This is a genomic window from Pseudomonas sp. GL-R-19, from assembly GCF_019956375.1.
In the GTDB taxonomy this organism is placed as follows: Bacteria; Pseudomonadota; Gammaproteobacteria; order Pseudomonadales; family Pseudomonadaceae; genus Aquipseudomonas.
On sequence record NZ_JAHBDJ010000030.1, the window covers coordinates 31665 to 46826 of the forward strand.

Below are 15162 nucleotides of genomic sequence, written 5' to 3' on the forward strand. Positions count from 1 at the left end.
GCACCGGTAACCGCGCCAGCGGCTGCGGCGGTGGCAGGACTTACGCTGTCGTTGTAGCCACAGTTATAACAACCACTGCTGGCATAGACAGCAGTTGGCGGGTGGTAGTAGGTGGTTCCGTAGGTCGATGGATGGTAGACCGTCGTGCCATAACCGTCCGCATGATAGCCACTGGCACTGCCCCCATTTTCACCCTGGGCGTGCCATGAGCCTTCGCCGCCATAGGCCGTTCCGCCTTCGGCCCCAGTGCCATGCCAGGAGCCCTCGCCCCCGGATGCGGTCCCGCCATTCTCGTCTCTGGCACTCCAACTGCCATCCCCCCCGGAAGCCGAGCCGCCGCGATAGCCTGAGCCACTCCAACTGCCCCCCCCTCCTGAAGCCGAGCCGAATTCACCGGAGTGGCTCCACGAGCCACCGCCTCCCCATGTGCGCCCAAAACTGGAAGCGTGCGACCAGGCCGCAGCCTGATCACAGGTGAATGCCACAACTAACAGGCCGGCAAGCCTCAAGGTTGATCGGGTCATGGTTCATCCTCCTCACTCAGGGTTTTGCTTGCGGCGGTTTAGCCCCAACCGGGGCGCGCATGTCTGGCGGCGGGGCAAACTCGATCTGCTGGGCCTTGTCGATGTGTTCTGGTTTGAAGTTGTCCGCTGACAACGCCGAGGCAAGCTTCCAATCGCTGAACGCGACCTGATGCCGGGACTGGGTGGGATCATCGCGAAACACTGCACGCAGCATGCGAGGAAGTTTGTCCTGCGCGCCGATCCAGGCTTGGACGAATACGATGTCATTAGCGTAAGCGATCACATCAGTCGTGGTATCCCCGATCACCGTGGACTGTCCGATGAAAAACGCCAAACGCATATCCCTGGCCAAATCCTGATAAGGATTGGCGACGATCACATCGGTAAAAGGAAAGTAGATTGCGGCACGCTGGTACGCAGCCTCAAGGGTCGCATCAATGGTGGGTGGCGCATCCGCTTGCGCTAGCAGGTTTTCCGTCGGAGCAAAGGCATAGGCACGCTTGCCGTCATAGTAAAACTCGGTCGCCGGGCCATCACCCGAAGTCATTACGCGTAGGTGATCAGGCCGTTGCACGTTGACTTGCGCCACCGTGCTGTAGGCCAAGGGCGGCCCAAGCCGACTAGGCTTCTCGTAGGTCGTGATGGCTGTGAAGCTCATACCCTGTGCGCCAGCCAACTTCGCGCTCATCGCCTGCAGAACTTCCAGCGCCTTGGGTTCCAGTTGAACCGCAGGCGCAGGAGGAGTGGTGGGTTTTTCTGCCGCCTGCAATGGCGCTGCGAACAGGCCGATCAACAGGCCAAACGAGAGCAACCGGACATGTTGATGGAGTGCCAACATCGTTATTCTCCGCAGATGCAAAGACAGGACTTAAAGTCTAGCTTTGCAGCAAGCTTTGGGGATGGATATATTTTTTTAAATCTAAAGGCCTATAACGTGTCGATTTTAGTCGGTCGTGGAAGACAGAAATCGGCCGACTCTGTTGAAAACAGTCGGCCATGGTTTGCGCAACGGAAAAGTACGCGTCCGAGATTGAAATCTTTAATTTTGGCAGAGGCTTCCCGGACTCAGATTTCACGTAGCAGTGTGCAAAAAAGGCGTTTTAACCAGTCAATGCCCAGCCTGTTTGGGCGAACCGACTTTTTCAACAGAATCGGCCAATAGCAGTCATTCGGTTTGTGCGCAATATGCGAGTTCTCCCTGGCTTCAGCTGTCACAGAGGTTCAAGCCCGTACGTACACGCCGATCAATTGACAGTTCAAAAATGTCAGGTCGCAGATAATGCCCCGTCACATCGAGATCATGGTGCTGTGCGTCGATCTGCGATAGGTCGATTTTGGCTAAAACAATGCCAGGTTCGCCAAAAAGCGGTGCCGTCACCCACGAACCGTCTGGCGCGATGACCGCCGAACCGCCATTGAACAAAAACCCCCTTTCCGGAACGTCCCCTCCCACACCACGTCGATATGCAGCCAGCAAGTCAGCGGGGATGTCGTCTGTCGAAAGGTATTGGCCTGCGCACAAAACGAAGCACCGGCCAGTTGAGTCCACAGTCGACTGCAACCCTTCGCGACAGGCAGAAACCGGCCAACAGCGGCAATCCAAACGACGACTGATCTCTCCATGGAAGTACTCGCTGCCCCTTCGGTGGGTATCGACAATTTTATTTTCGTCCCCCCCATGGCCCCTTTAGATGCAGACCCCGACAAGGTTGATCAATATCTCCAGAAAACCGGAGTGACGAGCACCAACACAGTCAGGATTTCGAGCCTTCCCAGAAGCATTCCAACGGTCAGTAGCCATTTGGCTGCATCCGGTAATGATGAGAAATTACCGGCCGGCCCAATGATCGTGCCAAGCCCTGGCCCGACGTTACATACCGCAGTAGCTGCGCCGCTCAATGCTGTTGTCCAATCAAGTCCAATGAGAGCCAGACCCAGGGCGATGGCAGCAATGGTGATGGTGAAGAAAAACGAGAAGGTCAAAAGTGAGCGCACGATCTCCTCGTCAATGGGATGACCGTTGTAATTCTTCTGAATCACGGCTCGAGGATGGATCAACTGCTTCAAACTGCTTACCAGTAGCGCGGCAGCCACCTGAAAACGGAAGATTTTGAGACCACCTGCGGTGGAGCCGGAACACCCACCGACAAAGGTCAGATAGAAAAAGAGCAAGACAGCAAAGCTGCCCCATAACGTGTAGTCGCCAACCGCAATTCCGGTGGTCGTGACCACCGAGGTCACATTGACTGCCACGATACGAAACGCATCCCACCACCCGTAATCGCTGTGAAAACAAAGCCAGGTACCCACAGCCAGCGATGTGACGAGCAAGAATCCAATGAATCCGCGTACCTGGTGGTCCTTGATCAGTGCACGCCGATCGCCCCGCAATGACGCGACGTACAAGGTGAATGGCAGGCTGCGCAGAATCATGATGGCCACTGCCACCCAGTGAATCGCAGGTTGCGTCCAATGCCCAAGTGAGGCGTCCGACGTTGAGAACCCCCCGGTAGAGATCAAAGACATTGCGTGGTTGACCGCTTCAAATGACGTCATTCCGGCAAGCCAGAGCGCCAGGGCTCCGATGCCAGTAAGCCCCAGATAGAACAATAGAATGTACTTGGCTGCCACATGGGAACGCGGGGTCACTTTCTCCGACCAGTCTGAGGACTCTGTCTGGAACAGACGCATGCCGCCTACTCGCAACAGTGGAAGGATCGCCACAGCCATGCCGATAAAACCGATGCCTCCCAACCAATGCAGCATGGAGCGCCATATCAATAGGCCAGGGGATGAGCTATCCAAACCGGTGAGTACAGTCGAGCCCGTGGTTGTGATGCCAGACATCGTTTCAAAGAATGCATCGGTGTAGCTGATATGGCGGATGAACACCATTGGCAATGCGGCGAAAGTGCACACAACGACCCAACTACCGGTAGTCAGCAGGTACATATCCCTGGGGCGAAGCTGGGCAGCATCCGGGCGCCCCCGCACAATCAACAACAAGCCGCAGATGAAGGTAATCAAACTCGACCAGAGAAAGGCCGACAGATCGTCGCTACGCTCATAGGCCACCAGTGTGATCATGGGAATTGCCATGCTTACGGCCAGCGTGATCAGAAAGATGCCCAGGATAAAGCCAATAAGCCGGATAGCTCCGAGAGACATAACAATAGCGTTCCAAATTAGCACCGCGCAGTATCGGATGCCCAACCTGAAGGCCCCGTAAATTTTGCGTAAAACTTCTACGAGGAATCAGTCAGGCTGTGTGCGTCCAAGAGCAGTTTTGGGTCGACTCCGGCCTTTGACGGCCGGCAACAGTCGACCCAACAGGGTTGTCCACGACGCCCCATCAATCGGGCCGCTGAGCGGCCGCCCTTAATGATGGGGGTGTACAGTCAAAGACACCAGTTTAAGCACAATGGGACGAACGACGAGTATGCACAGGAATGCCACTGGCATGGCCAATTTATAGGCGTGCAGCGCATTACTTAGATAATCAATCTCAATTCCGGAATTTGCCGCAGTGATCACGAGTGACATCAAGAGCGCCATGATTGTGGCCATATACAGTGCGAAAACATAAGGAGTAGCGCGAGCCGAGAGCTTACGCTGGTTGAAAAATAGAGTTTTAGAGGATGTTTTTGGATTCATATCAGACCTTTTTGATCTTCGATTGATAGGGGATGAACACCATAGCAAGATCAAAAATCAGCAACTAGACGGCTAGCAGTGGTTGCTTTATAAAGAAAATCTTATGAATAACTCTTCTCGCTGGGCCAAAGATGAACCTGTTAGGGGCGATTGCCAGCTTTATCAAAGTGGTTGAAGCGGGCTCCATCGTGGGCGCTGCCAAAACCCTGGGCGTCAGTGCGGCAGCCGTTAGCCAGACCATAAATCGCTTGGAAACCCACCTGGGCACGCGCCTTCTCCAGCGCACCACTCGCAGCATGGCGTTAACCGAAAGCGGCGTGGTGTACTACGAAAAAGTGAAACGCATAGCGCGTGATCTCGAATCGGCGCAAAGCGCGATCACCAGCGCGCAGACTCATCTGCAAGGGCGACTGTGCATCGCTTCTACCTCCGCTTTCGGGCGGCATGTGTTGGCATCACTAATCGCCGGCTTCGCTGCACGTTACCCACGCCTGACACTTGAACTCTCAACCACAGATCGCAAAATCAATCATATTCAAGAAGGCATTGATCTGAGCCTTCGGATCAAACCACAACTGGAAGAGGGGATCGTCGCTCGCAAGATCGTTTCAATCCCTTTTATCATCTGCGCGTCGCCCACCTATTTGGAACGAGTCGGCTGGCCACACGCCCCTGAAGAACTCCAACACCATGCCTGTCTAGCATTTCGCTACCCGCTAGACGGACGCATTCTACGTTGGGGTTTTATCCGGGATGGGCAACGTTACGACGCTACTCTCAATGCGACCGCAATCAGCGACGATATTGACGCTCTAGCCCAAATGGCCATCCGCGGCGCGGGAATAACCCGATTGGCAGAGTTCGTGGCGGCGCCCTATATCGAAAGTGGCCAACTCATTCCTCTATTTGAACATCGCCACGCTTCAACTTATGCCTATGCTGAACCGCTCGATATTTATGTATGCGTCCAGGAACGCGCCGCTATCACACCCAAGGTCAAAGCTTTTATGGATTATTTGACTGAGCATCTGGAAATGCGCTGGCCGATGAAAAATACCTTTACTGCGTCCTGATACGGTGCTTTGCCGCCTTCATAAATTCAATGGTCGAGCTTTGCCTGGGACATCCTGAACCTCCAACCGAGTTGTCGATGCTGCGTACCAGAGTGACGATCATCGGCCGTGACAGTTATCTGTCATGTATTGACTTTATGCCAGAAAACACGCATTTTCTTTCGTAAGCGCTGAAAAACAACAGGAAGCAGCCTTGAGCCAGCCCATCAAACAACGCCTTGAAAGCAGTCTTTCAACCGCCGCCGCCTCAGGCCGGGTGATTGCTAACTATATGCTGGCCAACCTCTATGAACTGCCGTTCCAGACTGCGGCTGATATTGCCGCGAAATTGAACGTCAGTGAATCCAGTGTGGGGCGCTTCTGTCGCTCCCTCGGATATAGCCACTTCAAAGACCTGAAAAACGACCTCAAGGTCGACCTGGGCGATGGCCCATGGCTGGTGGGCGATCGCTTGCAGGAGTTTCGCCATCAAGCCAGCCAGGGCCCGCAAGGCCTGCCGCGCAGCTTCGAGTTGGAAGTCGCGGCCCTGGTCAAGGTTTACGAATATAGCCTCACCCCTACCTGGCACAACGTCAGCCAGCGCCTGGCCACCCGGCGCAAGGTGTTCGTCGCCGGGTTCCAGACAGAGCGTGGCATCGCAGCATCCATGGTGCATCTGTTGCAGTACCTGCGCGATGACACACACTGGGTCGACGGTGCCGCCGGGCATTACGCCGACGTGTTGCTCAGTGCCCCCGAAGACAGTGCGCTGGTGGTGTTCGAAGCCCGCCGCTATTCCCGCCACGCCCTGACCCTGTGCCGCAAGGCCCGCGATGCCGGAATCCCTGTGACGCTGATCACCGACACCTTTTGCGACTGGGCCGAACAGAATGCCGATGAAGTGTTCCGCGTGCCCACCGAGTTCAACCTGTTCTGGGAATCGACAGCGGCGATGCTGTCGCTGGTCCACCTGCTGGTCAACGACGTCTGCAAACAGCTGGGGCCCGAGGTCGAAAAGCGTCTTGAATCCATCGCGGCCTTACACAACGAGTTCGTTGGATACACATCGTCACCAAACTTAAAACAATAAAACGAGGTGCTGGATGAAACACGTCATTCGCTTTGCCGGTGTATGCGCAATGGTCCTGGCCGGGGCCACCAGCGCGCAGGCTGAAGTACTGAAGATTGCTACCGAAGGCGCTTACCCGCCGTTCAACTACGTTGACTCGGACAACAAGCTGCACGGTTTCGATGTGGATATCGCCAACGCGCTGTGCGAACGCATGAACGTGCAATGCAGCATCGTCGCCCAGGACTGGGAAGGGATTATCCCGGCGCTAATGGCGAAGAAATACGATGCGGTCGTGGCTTCGATGATCGCCACCGATGAGCGCAAGCAGAAAATCGATTTCACCCGGCACTACTACCGTACCCCCCTGTCCGTGGCGGTATCCAAGGACTCGAACATCACCGACGCCCAGACCGACTTCAAGGGCCGCACGGTCGGTGCCCAGTCATCCTCGACCCAGGCCATCTATGCCGAAGATCATTACGGCCCGGCCGGTGCCGACGTGAAGCTCTACCCTACCCTCGATGAAGCCAACAGCGACTTGGCGACTGGCCGGATCGACGGGGTGATTGCCGACAAATTCCCGCTGCTGGCCTGGGTCGACAGCGCTGGCAAGGACTGCTGCAAGATCATCGGCGACGTCAACGGCACCACCGCGGATGCGTCCATCGCGGTGCGCAAGGGTGACGATGCCCTGCGCGAGCGCTTCAACAAGGCGCTGGATGAAATCGTCGCCGACGGCACCTATAAGAAGATCTCCAGTCGCTACTTCGCCTTCGATATCTATTGATCCCCCGAGTCCTCAGGCGCGCCTGAGGGTCGTTACTTGCCGACATGCTGCACCGCACCCGCACACGGGTGCGGCGAGGGCGTGCGAGATTAATTTACCGAGAGGGTTCGAGCATGTTCGAAAACCTGTCATTGCTATCCTTCGCCAGCGGCGGCTGGGGTTCAGCCTTGCTGGCCGGCGCTCTGGTGACCATTGTCCTGGCCCTGAGCTGCCTGCCGATTGGCCTGCCGCTGGGTCTGGGCCTGGCTTTGGCCGCCCGCTCCCGACGTCGCTGGCCGCGGGCCATGAGCACGGTGTTTGCCACCGTGTTCCGCGGACTGCCCGAGCTGCTGACCCTGCTTATAATCTATTACGGCTGCCAGATCGGTGCGCAGAAACTGTTGGCCGCGATGGGCTACGAGGCCGAAGTCGCGATCAGCCCCTTCGTCGCCGCGATGATCGCCTTCAGTCTGGTGTTCGCCGCGTTCTCCAGCCAGATCTGGCTGGGCGCCTTCAAAACCGTGGCCAAGGGCCAGTTCGAAGCTGCAGCCGCCCTTGGCCTATCCCGACGCACAACCTTTACCAAGGTGGTACTGCCGCAATTGGTGCGCATTGCTTTGCCGGGCCTGTCGAATAACTGGCTGTCACTGCTCAAGGACACCTCGCTGGTGTCGACCATCTCCCTGGTCGACCTGATGCGCCAGACCAACCTGGCGGTCAGCGTCACCAAGGAACCGATGCTGTTCTACACCGTGGCGTGCTTTGGCTACCTGTTTTTCTCGGCCATTTCCGGCCGTCTGTTCCAGTTCCTCGAGCAGCATTTCAGCCGCCATCAACGGAGCGTTCGCCCATGAGCTTCGATGAATTGCAAAATCTGTTCCTCAGCCCTGACTTGTTGGAGCGTTACGGTCCCCGTTTCATCGAAGGTCTGTTGGTGACTGCCAAGCTGGTGGCCATTTCCTTCACCCTTGGCGCCCTGCTCGGTCTGCTGATCGCCCTGGGCCGGTTGTCGAGTAACCGCTTTATCAGCCGTTTTACCAGCGTCTACGTGTATTTCTTCCGCGGTTCGCCGCTGCTGGCACAGCTGTTCATGCTCTATTACGGCCTGGGTTCGTTCAAAGGCTTCTGGCAGGACGTGGGTTTGTGGTGGTTCTTCCGTGACGCCTGGTTCTGCACGCTGCTGGCCTTCACGCTGAACACCGCGGCCTATCAGGCCGAGATTTTGCGCGGCAGCATCCTGGCCGTGACCCAAGGCCAGCGCGAGGCCTCGAAAGCCCTCAGCCTGTCGCGCTGGACCACCTTTCGCAAAGTCATCCTGCCGCAATCGCTGCTGGTCGCCATTGGCCCGCTGGGCAATGAACTGATCCTGATGATCAAGGCCAGCGCCATTGCCTCGCTGGTGACCATCTACGACTTGATGGGCGTGACCAAGCTGGCCTTCTCGCGCAGTTTCGACTTCCAGATCTACCTCTGGGCCGCCGTGCTCTATCTGCTGATTGTGGAAGTCGTGCGGCGCAGCCTGAAAGCGCTCGAGGGCCGCCTCGGCCGTCACCTGCAGTAAACCAAATTGTTTCGGGCTGCCGTGCGCGCCCCTGCATCAGGGAAATACCATGCATTGCGAAACCATCGTTCTGGGCGCAGGGATTGTCGGCGTCAGTACCGCACTCCAGTTACAGGCCCGTGGCCGTAAGGTCGTGCTCATCGACCGCCAGCAGCCGGGTAACGGCACCAGCCACGGCAATGCCGGGCTGATCGAGCGCGCCAGCGTAATTCCCTACGCGTTCCCGCGCCAGTTGTCGAGCCTGTTGCGCTACGCGGGCAACCAGCAATCGGACGTGCGCTACAGTCTGAAGTACCTGCCCAAAGCCATTCCATGGCTACTGCAGTACTGGCGGCACTCCGGGACCAAGGGCTTGGCCGCCGCAACCCAGGCCATGCTGCCGTTGGTGGAGCGCTGCGTCAGCGAACACGACCTGCTCTGTGCACCGGCCGGCATGGATCACTTGATCCAGGCCAGTGGCTGGGTCGAGGCCTACAATTCTCCACCGGCGTTTGCCAAGGCCCAACGCGACGCTGCTGCACTCATGGACTATGGCCTGAATTACGAAGTGCTCGACCGCGACCAGATGCATGCCCATCAACCGGGCATGCACAGCTGCGTGGTCGGCGGCATTCACTGGCTGGACCCCAAGACCGTTAGCGACCCCGGCGGCCTGACACGCGGTTATGCCGAACTGTTCGTCAAACGCGGCGGCGTGTTCGTCCTTGGTGACGCCCTGTCCTTGCGCCAGCGCGTGGGTAAATGGGAAGTGCAGAGCGAACAGGGCCTGGTGATCGCAGACGAAGCCGTGGTCGCCCTCGGCCCGCAAGCCCGGGGCATTTTCGAGCCACTGGGGTATGACATTCCACTGGCGATCAAGCGCGGTTATCACATGCACTATGCCGCCCTGCCTGGCACGCGCTTGCAACAACCGCTGCTTGACCCGGTGGGCGGTTATGTCCTGGCACCCATGGTCGGCGGCATTCGCCTGACCACCGGAATCGAGTTCGCCGACAGCCAGGACCCGGTCAACGAAATCCAGCTACGTCGCTGTGAAGAGCTGGCGCGCGCCTTCTATCCGCTGGGCGAACGCCTGGATGCCGAGCCTTGGCTGGGACGCCGTCCATGCTTGCCGGACATGTGCCCGGTGATCGGCCCGGCGCCACGACACAAAGGTCTGTGGTTCAACTTCGGGCATGCCCACCACGGCCTGACCCTCGGCCCGGTCTGCGGCCGTCTGCTGGCCGAGTTGATGACCGGTGCCACCCCCTTTACCAACCCTGCCCCGTACAGCGCCGAGCGCTTTCACTGATTGCCGGAGACAAGACCATGCACGCCCTCTCTGCCCTTGTAGACACTCCGCTCGCCGCAAGCCCGGACACCCGTAAGGTGGTGGTTGATATCGCCGGCCTGAATAAGTTCTATGGCGCCTTCCATGTGCTGCACAACATCGATCTGAAAGTGCGCGAAGGCGAGCGCATTGTGCTCTGTGGGCCTTCCGGCTCCGGAAAATCGACGCTGATCCGCTGCATCAACCGCCTGGAAATCGCCGAAAAAGGCCGCATTCTGGTCAACGACACCGACTTGGCCCAGACCAGCCGCGAGGCCGCCAAGGTCCGCAGTGAAATTGGCATGGTGTTCCAGCATTTCAATCTGTTCCCGCACATGAGCGTGCTCGATAACTGCACCCTGGCCCCGATTTCGGTGCGCGGTATGAGCCGCAAGAAGGCCGAGGAACTGGCCCGGCACTTCCTGCAAAAAGTCGGTATCGCCAGCCAGGCCAGCAAGTACCCCAGCCAGCTCTCGGGAGGCCAGCAACAGCGCGTGGCCATCGCCCGGGCGTTGTGCATGGAACCCAAAATCATGCTGTTCGACGAACCCACTTCGGCGCTCGACCCGGAGATGGTCAGCGAAGTGTTGGATGTGATGGTTAACCTGGCCGGCAGCGGTATGACCATGCTCTGCGTGACCCACGAAATGGGCTTTGCCCGGCAAGTGGCCGAGCGCGTGCTGTTTCTCGATGGCGGTCAGATCATTGAGGACGCACCGCCTCAGGACTTCTTCAGCGCCCCGAACAGTGCACGGGCCAAGGCCTTTCTTGCGCAAATTTTACACTGAGGCCACATAAGAGCACGGCCGGCCAGCGATGGCTGTGCCGTCCATACGCCAGGCGCAGGCCGTTTATCAACGCACTTGCGCGCACAGCAGTTTCGTTCCGACATCCGCCACTACTGATCTCAGCAAAAGGAATATTCAATGACTAATATGCTGGCGAATAATGCCGCCCCGAAAAACCTTTCGGTTACCGTCTGTGATCAAGCGCAGACAGCGGCACTGCTGGATTTCAAAAAACTCGTTGACGCTATTGCCCAAGCCGCAACCGAGCTGGAAGCCGGTTCAATTCTGAGCCCTGAGCGCTTGGTTGTACCCTTGGGTGACGGCGGTGTTTTGCTGAGCATGCCCGCCACCGCCCAGGACATCGGCATCCACAAACTGGTTAACGTCCAGCCGGGGAATGTGCAGCGTCAGCTGCCCACGATCAACGGCACGGTAACCGTATGTGATGCCGTAACCGGACAAATAAAGTGCTTGCTCGACGGCCCGGAGGTCACAGGGCGTCGTACTGCGGCAGTAACCCTCCTCGCGATTCGGACGCTGTTCAAGCATGAACCGAAACAGATCTTACTGTTCGGGACCGGCGCGCAAGCACGTCATCACGTACAAGCTATCGATGCCCTTTACCCACAGTGCATGCTGTGGGTTCGAGGGATTGACGCGCAAGCGACGGCAGACTTCTGCAACAACAATCGAGACCTGCACGAGCATTTGCAACCGTGTGGCGACAGCATTCCCGACGTGGATGTGGTGATCACCGTAACCACCAGCACAGAGCCGGTCTACAACGAGCCAGCCAAACCTGGTCGATTGATTATTGGTGTAGGTGCTTTCAAGCCTGAGATGGCGGAGCTTGGCAAAGTCACTCTGGACGGTAGCGTTCTCTATGCTGACGATACTGCCGGTGCGCAGCACGAAGCAGGTGACCTGTTGCGGGCAGGTGTGGATTGGTCTCAAGTCAGATCGCTGGCCGCAGCCATTCGCGGCCCAATCGATTCGTCACGGCCCGTTGTATTTAAAAGCGTTGGTACCGCGGCTTGGGACCTGGCAGCTTCACGGGTCGCGCTCCACGCCCTTGCCAGCCAATAACCCAATTTCGGAAGCTTTGAATTATATAAATAGCACTCAGCCATCGCTCGCGTGACTATCCACGCTAGCGATGGCCCGGAAGCGATTCGATGGGTTACTTCGCACAATTGGAAGCGCTTAAAGTTTTCCGCAGGTAGCTTGCCGAGGAAGGGCACAAATGCTTGAACTGAGCTGTCTGGGTAATTGCGGCAGGCGCCTTTTCCCTATCAAGTAGTACGTACCCATTGGTTGCAAAAAAATCAACCGCGTTTTGGGTCAACAAATGCAGTCGGGCTGCGCCTTGGGAGGCCGCTGATTGTTCCAGTTCCGACAACACCGCTTTTCCCAGTCCCGCTCCACGATGCTCCTCGCAAACAACTAGAGAGCGCAGCAGAAGATCGGGACCAGCCCCCTCCAATCCTCCATAGGCTACCCATTTCCCATCCACTTCAAACCGGTAAAACTGCCGTCCTGGATAGCTCACATCGTCGTAAGGCAATCCAGCCTGACGCAATGACGCACGGAGATGATTCAAACCACTGCCCCCTACTTTAATCATCTGCATCGTCAGTACTCTTGTCGGCTAGCTGACACTCAAGGCCAGCAGGCTCTCGCTGCTTGATCTCGTCCACTATGAGTTGTGGATTCAACCGGTCGAGACAGGTAGAAAACGGCCAGAAGGAGACATCGGTTTGCGTCGGGATGCCCCCTATCCAGTCGTCAGGCATTAAGCACTGTTGGCCTGCGCCTCGCCTGGGAACGCCGGCAGCCCGTACGTCAACACAAGTTCCAAGGCCGGTTACAAGGGGTATAACTATCAGAACAACAGGCGGGTCACCCGGAATAGGCCCTCCAAAGGCAGCGCCCGGGCCAGGTGCCCCAGACCTGATCGGCACCTGCGGCGTGGAGCGATGTGATGAATTCCAGAGCATGGCGATGGGCTCGCAAGGGCCTTCTTGGCTGCATCGAGCTGGCCTTGCTGGTCGCTCCATTGTGCGCCAGCGCCATGTTCAAGTGCCAGGCCAGGGACGGAGCCATCAGCTACACCAGCCAAGCCATCGCCAGCGCCCGCTGTACTCGCCTCAATGGCATGGCGGGCGCCGGTGTCGGTGGTGTCGGTGCCAAGGCAATGGCCCTGCCACGGCTTGTGCGGGACGACGACTCAGGCGCGGTGCGGATTCGGGTGTACACCTTCATCCACAAGGGTATTCGTCAATTTGTGAGCCGGCGCCCCGTCGGGATCTCCGCACGGGTCGATGTCCTTGAGCTCTATTACATCAAGGGCTGCTATCTGTGCATGGCGTCGAAGGATTTCAAGGTCGCCTCACTACGCCTGGACACCCATTCCTATCGGCGGGAGATCGAAGCCGCTTCGGGTCATTATGGTGTCGACAGGGCGCTGATCCGCGCGGTGATACATGCCGAATCGGCGTTTCGCCCCAACGCCATTTCCGAAGCCGGCGCCCAGGGGCTGATGCAGTTGATGCCCGCCACCGCCGAGCGCTTCGCCGTGGACGATCCGTTCGACGCACGACAGAACATTCGTGGCGGCGTGCGCTACCTGGCCTGGCTGCTCAAGCGCTTCAACGGCAACCAGGTGCTGGCGTTGGCAGGTTACAACGCTGGCGAAGCGTCCGTGGTCGAGTACAACGGGGTGCCTCCCTACGCCGAGACGCAATCCTACGTCACCCTCGTGCAGTCCTTGACCGAACGCTATCGCAACCATCGCTAGTACTGTTGCGAAATTGCACCCCACTTGACCACCCGCTTGCATTCGACCTGACCAGTCATTTGCATTCGTTCTGACCACCGATTGCATCGGATTTGACCAGCACGCTTTGTAATCATCATCGGCCATAAGCAGCCAGTCGCAAATGTCCACGAAACCATGGGCAATTCACTCTGGGGCACACAGGCATTCAGCTTCCCTCCGCCCTCGGTTCCCGACTGGGAGCGCGGCGCCTACAAAGTTACCATTATCATTTGTCGTCCATCTTCGTTGACGATTGTGGCCGGCGCTCAGTGCTCTCTTCAGCGTTGGGCGCTTCTGGAAAACTCCCTGGCGTGAACACATGGGTCTGCAATTCGGTGGCATCGACTTCGGCGACACCATGAACCGAACGGGCCAGACCAATGGCCTGTTCACACTGTCTATGAGTGTTGACGCGGCCGCTTAACGCCACTATGCCCGCATGGGTTTTGACATTGATATGCAGGCTAAGGGTCGGATCGGAAAATGCCAGGGCCGACTTCACCTTGGCAGTAATCCATGCATCGTGAACGGCCATTTCCAAACCATGAGCGTAATGCTGGAAGGAGTGATTTTTCATGGCTGAACCCTCTCTCGCGTAATCAGACGTACTGTCCATCCCATTTGCTGTGCCGCCCGCTGCCTGTCAGGTGAACGCTATGGATACCTGATTCGTTTTGGAGCGCTCGCCACGCAAACATTGACAGACATTAATTATAGTACGGCCGTTGCCTTCGGTCAGAGGGCTGTCCCCCGTGAACGCCCGCCTTGGTCGCTCTGTGCCAGGCGCAACACCTGCAGAGCACTCCAAACAGTCCTTATTGCGATCAGCCCTGATTAACCCATAGCTGCCGATCTCGGCCAAGAGCGGACCGTGAGCACCATGCTCAAGACGCCTTACGAGCACAAAAACCTGTCATTGGTTCTCGTGACTCTGTGTTGCGTTTTCTGCCGCTACACTCAAGCGGAACAAGGCATTACACATGGACAAGGCGCGTCATCAGACACAAATGGCGCAAACATTACGCAACTTATATCGTCCACTTATAGTGAGTCGCCCATGAACCGTCGACTGCTCACCGTTTTCATCGCGATGTCACTTTCATGGTCGAATCTGCATGCCGGTTACTGGAAGGATTCAAATGGCAATCCATACCCAGACACTGAGTCAAGACGATCCGTCGGCGAGTTTGGTGGCTCACTATTAATCACCTCCGATCCCGATTGGGAAAAAAAGTGGGATACTTCGCCCGAAACCATTCCCGTATTTAACGAAGCAAAGGTTGCTACCCAAGGTAAATGGATCTTTACGCTGATTTTTTTTGCCAACCCGAAGCTGAATGCCAATCACGAAGCAAACATAACGTGCGATCTGAAAGTCATCAGGCCGGATGGTACTGAGTCGATCAATCAGCGAGATATCGTTTGTTTTCAAGGACACCTCAAGGGGGAGTCGAATCACCTGTACCACGCCGCCCCCGTGATCAATTTCATCGGAGAACCAGGCGATCCCACAGGTATCTGGACGGTAGATATCACGCTTAAAGACAACTTGCGCAACGTTGCCATACCGCTCAAAACAGCATTCACCCTGAGATAGGTACGTGGCACTCCTGACGAT

At 57.3% G+C, this 15162-nt stretch carries 16 protein-coding genes; 10 read left to right on the top strand and 6 right to left on the bottom strand.

Translation table 11 applies throughout. From position 1 onward, the window contains the following. Positions 1-540: 540 nt before the first annotated feature. From KGA83_RS16465 to KGA83_RS16480, 4 genes are all read right to left on the bottom strand, one after another. Positions 541-1362 carry a DUF2092 domain-containing protein gene (locus KGA83_RS16465; protein WP_108219511.1) on the bottom strand — a complete coding sequence of 274 codons (822 nt, stop codon included), beginning with the start codon at positions 1360-1362 and terminating at the stop codon, positions 541-543. Between the two features lie 366 nt (positions 1363-1728). Next, positions 1729-1947, bottom strand: coding sequence for a hypothetical protein (locus tag KGA83_RS16470; RefSeq protein ID WP_223530233.1), 219 nt, complete (start codon positions 1945-1947; stop codon positions 1729-1731). A gap of 290 nt (positions 1948-2237) precedes the next feature. Further along, a complete protein-coding gene (locus KGA83_RS16475; protein WP_223530235.1) occupies positions 2238-3692 on the bottom strand; it encodes a TrkH family potassium uptake protein in 1455 nt (484 codons plus the stop codon). Positions 3693-3902: 210 nt separating this feature from the next. Next, positions 3903-4178: a DUF2798 domain-containing protein gene (locus KGA83_RS16480; protein WP_108219509.1), complete on the bottom strand. Its 276-nt coding sequence runs from the start codon at positions 4176-4178 to the stop codon at positions 3903-3905. A gap of 131 nt (positions 4179-4309) precedes the next feature. On the opposite strand from KGA83_RS16480, the gene KGA83_RS16485 reads away from it, so the two are divergent. The 8 genes from KGA83_RS16485 (at position 4310) to lhpI (ending at position 11812) form a co-directional block, all read left to right on the top strand. Further along, complete coding sequence (locus KGA83_RS16485; RefSeq protein WP_108219508.1) at positions 4310-5251, top strand: LysR family transcriptional regulator; 942 nt, start codon at positions 4310-4312, stop codon at positions 5249-5251. 193 nt (positions 5252-5444) lie between these two features. Continuing rightward, complete coding sequence (locus KGA83_RS16490) at positions 5445-6320, top strand: MurR/RpiR family transcriptional regulator (RefSeq protein ID WP_108219507.1); 876 nt, start codon at positions 5445-5447, stop codon at positions 6318-6320. Positions 6321-6333: 13 nt separating this feature from the next. Beyond that, on the top strand, positions 6334-7089 hold the full coding sequence (locus KGA83_RS16495) for a transporter substrate-binding domain-containing protein (RefSeq protein WP_108219506.1): 756 nt from the start codon (positions 6334-6336) through the stop codon (positions 7087-7089). 113 nt (positions 7090-7202) lie between these two features. Then, the gene (locus KGA83_RS16500) at positions 7203-7922 is read left to right on the top strand and encodes an ABC transporter permease (RefSeq protein WP_108219505.1); all 720 of its coding nucleotides are present in this window, start codon (positions 7203-7205) and stop codon (positions 7920-7922) included. After that, positions 7919-8629: an ABC transporter permease gene (locus tag KGA83_RS16505; protein ID WP_108219504.1), complete on the top strand. Its 711-nt coding sequence runs from the start codon at positions 7919-7921 to the stop codon at positions 8627-8629. The genes KGA83_RS16500 and KGA83_RS16505 overlap by 4 nt, the downstream gene beginning before the upstream one ends. Before the next feature lie 49 nt (positions 8630-8678). Then, the gene (locus KGA83_RS16510; protein ID WP_108219503.1) at positions 8679-9920 is read left to right on the top strand and encodes an NAD(P)/FAD-dependent oxidoreductase; all 1242 of its coding nucleotides are present in this window, start codon (positions 8679-8681) and stop codon (positions 9918-9920) included. A 17-nt stretch (positions 9921-9937) separates the two neighbouring features. Beyond that, positions 9938-10726 carry an amino acid ABC transporter ATP-binding protein gene (locus KGA83_RS16515; protein ID WP_108219502.1) on the top strand — a complete coding sequence of 263 codons (789 nt, stop codon included), beginning with the start codon at positions 9938-9940 and terminating at the stop codon, positions 10724-10726. Between the two features lie 138 nt (positions 10727-10864). Continuing rightward, positions 10865-11812, top strand: coding sequence for a bifunctional Delta(1)-pyrroline-2-carboxylate/Delta(1)-piperideine-2-carboxylate reductase (gene lhpI / locus KGA83_RS16520; RefSeq protein WP_108219501.1), 948 nt, complete (start codon positions 10865-10867; stop codon positions 11810-11812). A 94-nt stretch (positions 11813-11906) separates the two neighbouring features. Here the strand turns inward: lhpI and arsN2 are convergent, their stop codons facing one another. Then, on the bottom strand, positions 11907-12356 hold the full coding sequence (gene arsN2, locus KGA83_RS16525; protein ID WP_108219500.1) for an arsenic resistance N-acetyltransferase ArsN2: 450 nt from the start codon (positions 12354-12356) through the stop codon (positions 11907-11909). 351 nt (positions 12357-12707) lie between these two features. On the opposite strand from arsN2, the gene KGA83_RS16530 reads away from it, so the two are divergent. After that, positions 12708-13523, top strand: a complete 816-nt coding sequence (locus KGA83_RS16530) for a lytic transglycosylase domain-containing protein (RefSeq protein ID WP_223530237.1) — start codon at positions 12708-12710, stop codon at positions 13521-13523. Positions 13524-13770: 247 nt separating this feature from the next. Here the strand turns inward: KGA83_RS16530 and KGA83_RS16535 are convergent, their stop codons facing one another. Beyond that, positions 13771-14121 (bottom strand): BON domain-containing protein, encoded by a 351-nt coding sequence (locus KGA83_RS16535; RefSeq protein WP_108219498.1) that lies wholly within the window; start codon positions 14119-14121, stop codon positions 13771-13773. Between the two features lie 294 nt (positions 14122-14415). Here KGA83_RS16535 and KGA83_RS16540 point away from each other — a divergent pair, with 294 nt between their 5' ends. Beyond that, positions 14416-15141, top strand: a complete 726-nt coding sequence (locus tag KGA83_RS16540; RefSeq protein WP_177413333.1) for a hypothetical protein — start codon at positions 14416-14418, stop codon at positions 15139-15141. Positions 15142-15162 lie beyond the last annotated feature (21 nt).

What these genes read in the sequence shown, in the direction of transcription:
- KGA83_RS16530 (WP_223530237.1), top strand. Translation starts at nt 12,708, where the DNA reads ATGAATTCCAGAGCATGGCGATGGGCTCGCAAGGGCCTTCTTGGCTGC.
- KGA83_RS16510 (WP_108219503.1), top strand. Translation starts at nt 8,679, where the DNA reads ATGCATTGCGAAACCATCGTTCTGGGCGCAGGGATTGTCGGCGTCAGT.
- KGA83_RS16505 (WP_108219504.1), top strand. Translation starts at nt 7,919, where the DNA reads ATGAGCTTCGATGAATTGCAAAATCTGTTCCTCAGCCCTGACTTGTTG.
- lhpI (WP_108219501.1), top strand. Translation starts at nt 10,865, where the DNA reads ATGACTAATATGCTGGCGAATAATGCCGCCCCGAAAAACCTTTCGGTT.
- arsN2 (WP_108219500.1), bottom strand. Translation starts at nt 12,356, where the DNA reads ATGCAGATGATTAAAGTAGGGGGCAGTGGTTTGAATCATCTCCGTGCG.
- KGA83_RS16485 (WP_108219508.1), top strand. Translation starts at nt 4,310, where the DNA reads ATGAACCTGTTAGGGGCGATTGCCAGCTTTATCAAAGTGGTTGAAGCG.
- KGA83_RS16535 (WP_108219498.1), bottom strand. Translation starts at nt 14,121, where the DNA reads ATGAAAAATCACTCCTTCCAGCATTACGCTCATGGTTTGGAAATGGCC.
- KGA83_RS16515 (WP_108219502.1), top strand. Translation starts at nt 9,938, where the DNA reads ATGCACGCCCTCTCTGCCCTTGTAGACACTCCGCTCGCCGCAAGCCCG.
- KGA83_RS16500 (WP_108219505.1), top strand. Translation starts at nt 7,203, where the DNA reads ATGTTCGAAAACCTGTCATTGCTATCCTTCGCCAGCGGCGGCTGGGGT.
- KGA83_RS16465 (WP_108219511.1), bottom strand. Translation starts at nt 1,362, where the DNA reads ATGTTGGCACTCCATCAACATGTCCGGTTGCTCTCGTTTGGCCTGTTG.
- KGA83_RS16480 (WP_108219509.1), bottom strand. Translation starts at nt 4,178, where the DNA reads ATGAATCCAAAAACATCCTCTAAAACTCTATTTTTCAACCAGCGTAAG.
- KGA83_RS16495 (WP_108219506.1), top strand. Translation starts at nt 6,334, where the DNA reads ATGAAACACGTCATTCGCTTTGCCGGTGTATGCGCAATGGTCCTGGCC.
- KGA83_RS16475 (WP_223530235.1), bottom strand. Translation starts at nt 3,692, where the DNA reads ATGTCTCTCGGAGCTATCCGGCTTATTGGCTTTATCCTGGGCATCTTT.